At 70.2% G+C, this 9,699-nt stretch carries 9 protein-coding genes; 2 read left to right on the top strand and 7 right to left on the bottom strand.

Features of this window, described 5'->3' with window-relative positions; genetic code table 11:
* The 5 genes from E1291_RS44990 to E1291_RS02770 form a co-directional block, all read right to left on the bottom strand.
* A partial coding sequence (locus E1291_RS44990) for a Clp protease N-terminal domain-containing protein (RefSeq protein ID WP_131735922.1) occupies positions 1-96 on the bottom strand: 96 nt, incomplete at its 3' end.
* Between the two features lie 357 nt (positions 97-453).
* Complete coding sequence (locus E1291_RS02785) at positions 454-777, bottom strand: histone-like nucleoid-structuring protein Lsr2 (protein ID WP_131735921.1); 324 nt, start codon at positions 775-777, stop codon at positions 454-456.
* A gap of 1,317 nt (positions 778-2,094) precedes the next feature.
* Entirely contained in the window at positions 2,095-2,847 is a 753-nt protein-coding gene (locus E1291_RS02780) for an RDD family protein (protein WP_131735920.1), read from the bottom strand.
* Between the two features lie 7 nt (positions 2,848-2,854).
* Complete coding sequence (locus E1291_RS02775; protein ID WP_131735919.1) at positions 2,855-3,742, bottom strand: RDD family protein; 888 nt, start codon at positions 3,740-3,742, stop codon at positions 2,855-2,857.
* Positions 3,743-3,747: 5 nt separating this feature from the next.
* A complete protein-coding gene (locus E1291_RS02770) occupies positions 3,748-4,269 on the bottom strand; it encodes an amino-acid N-acetyltransferase (protein ID WP_370770930.1) in 522 nt (173 codons plus the stop codon).
* A gap of 612 nt (positions 4,270-4,881) precedes the next feature.
* Between E1291_RS02770 and E1291_RS02765 the strand changes: the two genes are divergently transcribed.
* Positions 4,882-5,766 (top strand): NlpC/P60 family protein, encoded by an 885-nt coding sequence (locus tag E1291_RS02765; protein ID WP_242613900.1) that lies wholly within the window; start codon positions 4,882-4,884, stop codon positions 5,764-5,766.
* Between the two features lie 353 nt (positions 5,767-6,119).
* Here the strand turns inward: E1291_RS02765 and E1291_RS02760 are convergent, their stop codons facing one another.
* Complete coding sequence (locus E1291_RS02760) at positions 6,120-6,350, bottom strand: LuxR C-terminal-related transcriptional regulator (protein WP_131735916.1); 231 nt, start codon at positions 6,348-6,350, stop codon at positions 6,120-6,122.
* A 564-nt stretch (positions 6,351-6,914) separates the two neighbouring features.
* Between E1291_RS02760 and E1291_RS02755 the strand changes: the two genes are divergently transcribed.
* Positions 6,915-7,937, top strand: a complete 1,023-nt coding sequence (locus E1291_RS02755) for a LacI family DNA-binding transcriptional regulator (protein ID WP_165494929.1) — start codon at positions 6,915-6,917, stop codon at positions 7,935-7,937.
* Between the two features lie 224 nt (positions 7,938-8,161).
* Here the strand turns inward: E1291_RS02755 and lysX are convergent, their stop codons facing one another.
* Positions 8,162-9,619 (bottom strand): bifunctional lysylphosphatidylglycerol synthetase/lysine--tRNA ligase LysX, encoded by a 1,458-nt coding sequence (lysX, locus tag E1291_RS02750; RefSeq protein WP_207400516.1) that lies wholly within the window; start codon positions 9,617-9,619, stop codon positions 8,162-8,164.
* Positions 9,620-9,699: the final 80 nt, after the last annotated feature.

Genomic DNA, 9,699 nt, shown 5'->3' with positions numbered 1-9,699 from the left:
GTGCTCGGTGCCGATGTAGTTGTGGTTGAGCATCCTGGCCTCTTCCTGAGCCAGAACGACAACCCGCCGCGCGCGGTCGGTGAACCTCTCGAACATCTCGTCGCTCCTCACAGAGCGGTTGGTCAGAGTCCGGAACGTCCGGAACTGTCCTTCCGCATGCTAGCCCGCCCCGAGGAGGCCGCCCGGTGCACTCCCACCAGGAGACGTTCCCCAGCTAAGCGCTGTTCAGTCTCATCCAACTACCGCATCGGTACGTCATGTTCCCGCTACGCCCCAAGCGAACGAGGGGTTTTCGCAGGTCGATCAAGTCCGGTGCGCCGATGGGCGCATTCGGCGTCATCGCCCGCGGCCCCGGTGTACCTCGCGCGGCGCCCCGCGAACCGGCGCGGCGCTACGCCACAAGCGAACGGCCCGTCCCGCGAACGGAGACGGGCCGCCGGCCGGGCGGGCGGATCAGTTGGCCGCCTCGTACTGCTCGATCACCGTGGCCGGGATCCTGCCGCGCTCATTGACCTTGATGCCATTGTTCTTGGCCCAGGCGCGGATCTCGGCACTGCGCTCGCGGCTGGACGCACCGCGCTGGCGGCGCCTGCGGGCGACGGTGCCCGCCTTACGCGACTTCTCCACGAAGGGCTGCAGGGAATCCCGCAGCTTCTTTGCGTTGGCGCCACTGAGGTCGATCTCGTAGGAGGCGCCGTCGATCGAGAACGCTACGGTCTCGTCCGCCTCGCCACCGTCGAGGTCGTCGACGAGAAGCACCTGAACCTTCTGTGCCATGGGGACAGACCTTTCGCTTGAGCAAACTGCATTCGGTTGTCAAAGATATACCGAGAAGTCCTCGGATGACAATTCAAGTCGTGCGCTTGAAGCTCTTGGCCCCGGCCGTAACTCTTCGTAATCATGGTCCGCCGAATCCGCCATCACCCCGGCGTGGGGCGACACGGCGGCGAGCGGACCGGCCGATGCCGGATGAATTGTCCGCCCGCGCCGTCCGGGCACCGGGATTTCGGCGAGCACGGCGACACCGTCCGGCGCGCTGACCTGGACGGGCGGGCACGGCGAGGGCCCCGGCATTGGTCCGGGTTTCGCCGCGTGCGGCTTTCCGGCGGGCGGACCGCCCGGCGGAAAAGAGCCACCGCGACCTTAACCGGCCGGGCACCACCGCCCCCGCCGCCAACGATTAACCCTGCCGTAACGGCACTAACGACACCGCGCCCATGGAATGTGCGAGGGCACGGCACCGCCGCCGGGCGGCCTGCGCGGCTCCCACCGGGCGATGTCGCTGGATAACGGCGAGCGCGGCGCCGACGAAAATCTGTTGCCACCTCCCCGTGACGCGAAGTCACGTTCCGCCGTCCCGGCGCAACGCCGCCGGCCCCGCCGCATACCGAAATCAGAGGATAAGCGGCACAATCCCACTGCTTGCCCTCTTCTTCAAGTCCGCGTCCGGGACCGGCTCCAGAGCGCACGGTACCGGCACCGGCCCTCGCGGGTCACAGGAACCGAAAGGCTCGTTCCAAGCGGGAGGGGTCCCGATACCGGGGGTAAGTCCACCGCCCTATGAAGCCTGGCCGCGACCGGCGGGGAAGCGCATCCCAAACCGGAGGGCGCGTCCGGGACACGACACATCCACCTCGTTTCGGGTCCGTAACCGGAACGAGCACGGCATTCGCCCTAGAGAACCCGTTTCCCAGGCTCCTCCCGGACGCCTTAAGACGCCTGGCGGCCCGCTTGCGGCGGCTCGGGAAGCGGGTGGGAACCCGCCCGGAACCGTCAGGGGAACCGTCCGCGAACACGACCGGAAGAGGAGTGGACCCGGCCCTGGAATGCCCTACGGGTTCGTTCGGCCACCATGGACCGCATACGGGCGCGACGGGCAACAGACGAAAAGCTTGTTGCCCGGGGCGCCCAAACCGGGGCCGGGAGGACCGGAAAGCCCTGCGGGCGGCGCGGCGGGCTCATGGGGGCATCCCGACGCGTGCGCGGCGATAGACGGAGAGGCGCGGGGATGCGCGCGTGAGGGCGCCGAAGGGCCCGGAGAGGCGTTGAGAGTTGCCGCAAGAGGCCACGCGTCGAACCGATGCCGGGAGGGCCTCAGGCTCGCGGAGAATCCCGGCGGGGCCGTTTCACGACGAGGGTGCCGGCGAGCCTGTCATGGACGGCCTGGCGGCGCGTCCCCTCGTACATCGCCCCGGCGTTCGCCACCCAGAACAGGCCCGCGAGAAGACCGAGCACCGGTACCGGGCGGACGGCGACCGGCAGCGCGTAGACCGCGGCGCGCAGGACGGCCCGGAGCACGCCCAGGCGGCCGCCCGGCTCCACGGCGCTCCCGGGCCCCACGGCGGCGTCCGGGAGGGCCGCTTCCGGCCGCTGCGCGGCGCCCTGGTCCCGCGGGGCGGCGGCGACCTCGATCCCGGCGAAGCGCTTGCCGAGCGTCCGCCCCCAGACGGCGAGCTGGACGGCCTCGTACAGCAGCAGGCACCCGGCCACGGCGGGCGGGGCCACGACGTCCACGTCATGGCCGGAGACGGCCTGGCGGACCACCACGATGACGGGCAGGCCGACGACGAGGGTGTCGACGATGCGGGCCAGCAGGCGCTGGCCCGGCTCGGCGAGGAGGACCGGCGCCCCGTCCAGGTCCAGGGCCCCCGGGACGGGGCCTTCAGGGACCGTGCCGTCCGGGAGGGCGCCGTCCGAGAAAGCACCGGCCGAGAGAGCACCGTCCGAGAAAGCACCGGCCGGTCCCGTGGTCTCGGGGACCGCGGCGTCCGGAACGGAGTCGTCCGGGAGGGGAACTCCCGCCCCGGACGGCTCGCCGGGACTCTGCGCCGGGTGCGGCGCGGACATGGCCGGCCTACTCCGCGTACTCGGAGTACTCGGAGTACTCTCCGTCGCCCACGCGCTCGTCGATGACGATCGTGCCGGAGAACCGGTCGTGCAGCGCCTGGTGGAGCGGCTGATCCCAGATCGCCCACAGATACGCCATCAGCCCGCCCGCCCAGACGAGGACCATTCCGTAGGCGGCGTAGCTCCACACCATCGCGGCGATGGCGAGGAAGAAGAAGACACCGATCTGGTAGGCGATGTGCGTGATGCCGGCGCGCCAGACCGCCTGCGTCGTCGTCAGCGCCTCACCGGCCGGGCGGACCTGCACGACGCCCAGGCCGAGGACGCGCTTGCCCAGCGTGCGTCCCCACATCGACAGCTGGACGGCCTCGTAGATGAAGGGCAGCAGCGACAACACGCAGAAGAGCGTGAAGATGATGGGCCAGTTCCAGATGCCGCCCTCCTCACCGGCCTTGTTGCCCGGCTTCCCCAGCCCGAACACGCCGACCGTGACCGGCAGGACGAGCGCGAACCCGAAGACCGCGACGAGCGCGTTGTCCATGAGGCGCGCGCCCGCGCGGCGGTAGATGGGCGCGAGGGGGAGGTCCGCCGCGTTGGAAGACGGGTCGTACTGCTCTCCGTACTGCTGGCCGCCGTATTGGTCATAGGACTGGTCGTAGGGCTGCTGTTGCTGCCATTGGTCCTGTTGCGGCTGCTGCTGCCACTGCTGGGCGGGCTGCTGCTGCCACTGCTGCTGAGGGGAAGGCTGCTGCCATTGCTGCTGGGCCGGCTGCTGGGCCGGCTGCTGCCATTGCTGCGGTTGCTGCCCCTGAGGACCCTGGTACGGGGGCGGGGGGCCGTACGAACCCTGCCCCTGGGGAGGCTGGGACCGCCCGCGGTTAGGGGAATCATTCATGTAGGTCAGTCCTCCAGGCGAAGCAACATCCGGGTGTTGCCCAACGTATTCGGCTTGACCCGGTCGAGGTCCAAGAACTCCGCCACGCCTTCGTCGTAGGAGCGGAGAAGCTCCTCATACACCTCCGGTGCCACCGGAGTCCCCAGTATCGGCTCGAATCCGTGACGCGCGAAGAAGTCCACCTCGAAGGTAAGGCAGAACACCCTCCGCACGCCGAGTTCCCTGGCCGTCCGCAGCAGTTGGGCGACGATCCGGTGCCCGATGCCACGTCCGCCGTATCCCCGCGCCACGGCCACGGAGCGGACCTCGGCCAAGTCCTCCCACATCACGTGCAGAGCCCCGCAACCGATGACCGGTCCCGGCTTCCCCTCTTGCAGGTCTTCGGCGACCCAGAACTCCTGCACGTCCTCGTACAGCTTCACGGTGGACTTCTTGAGCAGGCGTCGTCCCGACCCGGCGTACAGATCGACCAGCCTGCGGATCTCCTGAACGTCGGCGGTACGAGCGCGCCTGATCACGACTTCCACAAACAGGCGAGATTACCGAACGACCTTCCCTCACCAGATGTCGGCACCCACGTACGGATGGTGAGGAGCCGGACAAGTGCCTCGACAGGGGTCCGGACAAGTGACTCGAAACCCGCGCCGAACGCGGGGAAGGAACCGGCCGTCCGTCGCCGAGCGTAGCCACGACCAGCGATTTCGCATGTTCTGGTTGGCATCCAATGCCGGTTCCGTTAGTCTCCTGCGCTGACGTCGGCCCTCCGCATGACGGAGGCCGGACCGCCGAGTCCCCGGGCCGCAACCAGCGCCCCGAGGAGCCGGGGACCCCGCTTCCGGAAGGTCCAGGGAACACCCTGGGCCGGTGCCGGCAGGGGTGAATCCGCAAACACGCGTGGAACCGATCCACGCGCGGCCGCGGACGGGCTGCTCCGGCCCGAACCCGTCAGCCAACTCGGCAGGCGGACGAAGAGGGGAGCATTGGTGGAGCCGTTCCGGCCTGCATCCATTTCGCGCTCTGCACGTGCACATAACGGACGAACGCCGCGATTCCGGGGCCGTTCACTGACCATCGCCGGCACCGTCGCCGCCCTCTCCATCGCGCCCGCGATCGCGCCGGGGGTACCCGCCGCGCACACCGTGGCCGCCGCGCACGCCGACCCGGGTCCCTCCGCCAAGGAGCTCAAGACCCAGGCGACCAAGCTCGCCGACCAGCTGGAGCAGCTCACCGAGCAGTACAACGGCCTGAAGGTCAAGCTCCAGCAGTCGCAGCGGGCCGCCAAGGTCGCCACCGACAACGCCAAGCGCCAGGAGGAGGCCCTGCGCGGCATCCGCGAGCGCGTCGGCGCCCTCGCCGCGACGAGCTACATGCAGGGGGGCTCCGACCCCACGGTCTCCTTCGTCGCCTCCCAGGACCCCCAGGCCGTCCTCGACCAGGCCGCCACGCTCAACTACTTCGCCACCCAGGACAGCACCCGGGTCCTGGGACTGATGCAGACCATGCAGGCCGCCCAGCGCGCGCGCAAAGCCGCCGAGACGCGCGCCCAGCAGGTCACGCAGCTGCGCGCCCAGCTCGACGTGCAGCGCAAGAAGGTCACCCAGCTGTACGAGAAGATCCGCGGGCAGCTCGTCAAGAAGGACCCCTCCGAGCTGGGCAAGCTGCCGGTCATCGGCACCGGCAAGGCCGCCCAGGCGCTCCGCTACGCGATGACCAAGATCGGCCGTCCGTACGTGTGGGGCGCCGCGGGCCCGACGACGTTCGACTGCTCCGGGCTGACGATGTGGGCCTACAAGCAGGTCGGGATCAACCTGCCGCACTACACCGGCAGCCAGTGGAACGCGGGCACCCGCGTCTCTGAGAGCGAGCTGCAGCCGGGCGACCTGGTCTTCTTCCACTCCGACCTGCACCACATGGGCATGTACGTCGGCGACGGGAAGATGCTGCACGCCCCCCACACGGGAGACGTCGTGAAGATCGCCCCGATGGCCGGCCGTCCCTTCGCGGGCGGGGTCCGCGTCGCCTGACGGCTCTCCCGGCGGCCCGCCGCGAGCACAGCCGTCGCGAGCACGACCGTCGCGAGCACGGCCGTCGCACCTCGGCCGGTCCGGACACCGGAGCGCCGTACCGGGGCGCCGCACGGGATCGTCACACCGGACCGCCGTCGCCGGGCACCGGCCGGTCCACGGAGCCGTGCCTGGCGAGCATGCCGCCGAAGCGGTGAAGGGCGGAACAACGTCCGCGGCGACGCCTCCTGCAGGGACCTACCTGTCAGGCCGGCGGCGCCGCCGCTGCGGGGTCGGACGGAGTTCGCGTGATGTCGGCCGCCTGGTTTCTCTCGATGACGCCCACCGTCCCCTGGCGGGCGCCGGTACCTCCGCTAGATGAGCTGCCTCCGGGCCGCCCACACCACGGCCTCGATAGGGGTGTTGACCTCCAGCCGGTCGCAGATCGTCCGCAACCGGCGGCGCAAGGTCCGCGCACTCAGCTCAAGCTTGCGTGCCGCCACATCGGCGGTGACACCACTGGCGATCTGCGCGAGCAGTTTGATCTCCTCCTCGCTCAGCCGCAGATCGTCGGTGCCACGTCGCAGCAGTGTGGCCTGTTCCACTCCGTCCTCCCTCGTCCGTGGTTGATGACCGCGGGGATGCAGCCGTCCGCTGCACAGGCACGGGTTGGGCCTCGATCTGTACGCGTTGGGTTGCCGGGTCCGGAGCCTTCCGGACTTAGATCATCGGGTTCCTTTTCCGTCTCACGTGCTTGGCCGGAGGTGGCCGATGGGCCGATTGCGGGGTCGTGCGGGGGAACTCCGGGTGACGATTCACTCGTTGGCCAACCGGACGCAGACGTGCTCCCCTGTCCGGGCCCGCCCACGACGGCGTGGAAGGACCTTGCCGGGTCGGGGTTCGCCTCGCCCGGGGACGGGTCAAGATCGCCAGCCATCCCACCCGCCCCTTCTTGATTGGACGCACCGGATCTCGCCGCGGACGAAGATCGTGAATCGTTTCAAGCTACGCTTCGGCTCGGAACGCTAGGCGGCCGGATCCGGCCCGTCAAGCGCTAGTCAAGTGCGCCCCGCGTTCGCAATGTCACTCTGCGTGACCGGCCTTCGGGGGGTCCGATATGCAAAACTCCACTACCTGCGAAAACAGATCCGGGGCGGACGAGGAGCGAGTTGCCACAGACCAGTATTCGCGAGGTCGCGAGGCGTGCCGGGGTCTCAGTTGGGACCGTTTCGAATGTCCTAAACCGGCCAGACCTCGTGGCCGAAGCTACCCGAAAGCGTGTTCGAGCTGCGATCGAGGAGCTCGGGTTCGTCCGTAACGAGTCCGCGCGGCGGCTGCGGCAGCGCGCGGCGCGCACCGCGGGCGAGTTCGGCGACGAGCCGCGCCGCGCCTTCGGCGTCGTCATCGAGGACCTCACCAACCCCTACGCGACCGACGTGGTGCGCGGGGCGGACCAGGCGCTCAACGAGGCGGGCCACGACGCCCTCTGGCTCTCCAGCGACCACTCCGCGGCCCGGGAACGGCGCTCGCTGGAACTGCTGGCCGAGCAGCGCGCCGCCGGCGTCCTGATCATCCCCGTGGGGCTCGGCGCCGACGACATCGCCCGGCTGCGCGCGGCCGGGCTCAGCGTCGTCCTGATCGACCGTGACGGTGCCGACGCGTGCTCGGCCCAGGTCGACCATGTCGCCGGCGGCGAGATCGCCGCCGCGCACCTGCTCGGCATCGGCCGCGAGCGGATCGCGTTCGTGACCGGCGCGCCCGAGTCCCAGCCGTGCGTGGAGCGCCGCGACGGCGCCGCCAGGACGATCGTGGAGGCGGGCTTCTGCAAGCCCGTCGTGCTCGTCATGGACGCGCTCAGCCCCACCGAGGGCCAGGCCGCGGCGCAGCGCCTGCTGGCGATGTCACCGCCGCCGGACGGCGTGTTCTGCGCCAACGACCTGCTCGCCATCGGGCTGATCAACGAGCTGACCCGGCTCGGCGTCCGCGTCCCGCAGGACATCGCCGTCATCGGCTACGACGACATCGAGCTGGCCGCGAGCGCCGCCGTGCCGCTGACCACGATCCGCCAGCCGCGCCACGAGATCGGCTGGGAGGCCGCCGAGCTCGCGCTGGCGGAGATCCGGGAGGGCCAGTCCCACCAGCACCGCCAGGTCGTCCTGACCCCGGACCTCGTGATCCGCGAGTCGGCGTGATTCATTTCAATCTCGGCCCAGGCGCTCGCCTGGCGGCTCGCACCTGACCGATCTTGTGCGAGCGCGAATCGCTTCGCGATCAGTCCCGCCGGGGCTCGCCTTCGGCCTCGCCCCGGCGGGACTGGGGGCGCGCCCGCCCGCGGGCCCAGGTCAGCGGCCATCGCCCCCTCGCCCGCGGGCCAAGGCCGACGGCCACCGCCCGCTCACACGAGAGCCGGGTGGGGTCAGCCGCCTGGTTTGACCAGGGGGAAGAGGATCGTTTCGCGGATGCCCTTGCCGGTGAAGGCCATGATCATCCGGTCGATGCCGACGCCGACGCCGCCGGTCGGGGGCATGGCGTACTCCAGGGCGCGCAGGAAGTCCTCGTCGAGCTGCATCGCCTCGGGGTCGCCGCCCGCCGCCAGCAGCGACTGCTCGGTCAGCCGGCGGCGCTGCTCGATCGGGTCGACCAGCTCCGAGTAGGCGGTCCCGAGCTCCGTCCCGAAGCCGATGAGGTCCCACTTCTCGGTGAGCAGCGGTTCGGCGCGGTGCTGGCGGGTCAGCGGCGAGGTCTCGACGGGGTAGTCCATCACGAAGGTCGGCTGGACGAGGGTGTGCTCCACCAGTTCCTCGAACAGCTCCTGGACGAGCTTGCCCTGCCCCCACTTGGCGTCCCAGTGGACGCCGCGGCCGTCGGCGAGCTTGCGCACGGCCTCGATCGGCGTGTGCGGCGTGATCTCCTCGCCGAGGGCTCCCGACACCAGGCCGTACAGGGTGGCGCGCGGCCACTCCGCGATCCCGAGGTCGATCTCCGTGCCGTCGTGGACGACGACCGTGGTGCCCAGCGCCGCCGTGACGGCCCGCTGGTACATCCGCTGGGTCAGGTCGGCCATGTCGTTGTAGTCGAGGTAGCTGCCGTACGCCTCGAGCATCGTGAACTCGGGGTTGTGCGTGGAGTCCGCGCCCTCGTTGCGGAAGTTGCGGTTGATCTCGAAGACCTTCTCGATGCCGCCGACGACGAGCCGCTTGAGGTACAGCTCGATCGCGATGCGCAGGTACAGGTCCATGCCGTAGGCGTTGATGTGCGTCTGGAACGGGCGGGCCGCCGCGCCGCCGTGCACGGGCTGCAGCATGGGCGTCTCGACCTCGAGGTAGCCCTCCTCGTGCCAGAAGTCGCGGACGGCGCGGACGGTGGCGCTGCGGACGTGCGCCATCTTCCTGGCCTCGTCGTTGACGATCAGGTCGACGTAGCGCAGCCGGACCCGCGCCTCCGGGTCGGTGAGGCCGGCGTGCTTGTCCGGCAGCGGCCGCAGGCACTTGGAGGTGATCGCGAACCGGTCCGCCATGATCGACAGTTCGCCGCGGCGGGAGGCGATGACCTCGCCCTCGACGCCCACGTGGTCGCCGAGGTCGACCTCGCGCTTCCAGAAGTCGAGCGCGTCCTGGCCCACGTTGGCCAGCGACAGCATCACCTGGATGTCGGCGCCGGAGTCGCGGATGGTGGCGAAGCACAGCTTGCCGGTGTTGCGGACGAGCATGACGCGACCGGTGACGCCGACCTTCTCGCCCGTCTCGGTGCCCGGTTCCAGGCCGGGGTGTTTCGCGCGCACCTCGGCGACGGTCGCCGTGCGCGGGAAGCCCACCGGGTACGGGTCGATCCCGCTCTCGCGGAGGCGGTCGAGCTTCTCGCGGCGGACGCGCATCTGCTCGGGCAGCTCGTCCCGGGCGGCGTCCTCCGCGGAAGCGGTGTCGTTGGTCTCGTCACTCACGGCCCAAGGCTATC

Origin of the sequence: Actinomadura roseirufa (assembly GCF_900659635.1) — a bacterium.
GTDB classification, from domain to species: domain Bacteria; phylum Actinomycetota; class Actinomycetes; order Streptosporangiales; family Streptosporangiaceae; genus Spirillospora; species Spirillospora roseirufa.
This window is presented reverse-complemented; position numbering and strand designations above follow the sequence as displayed.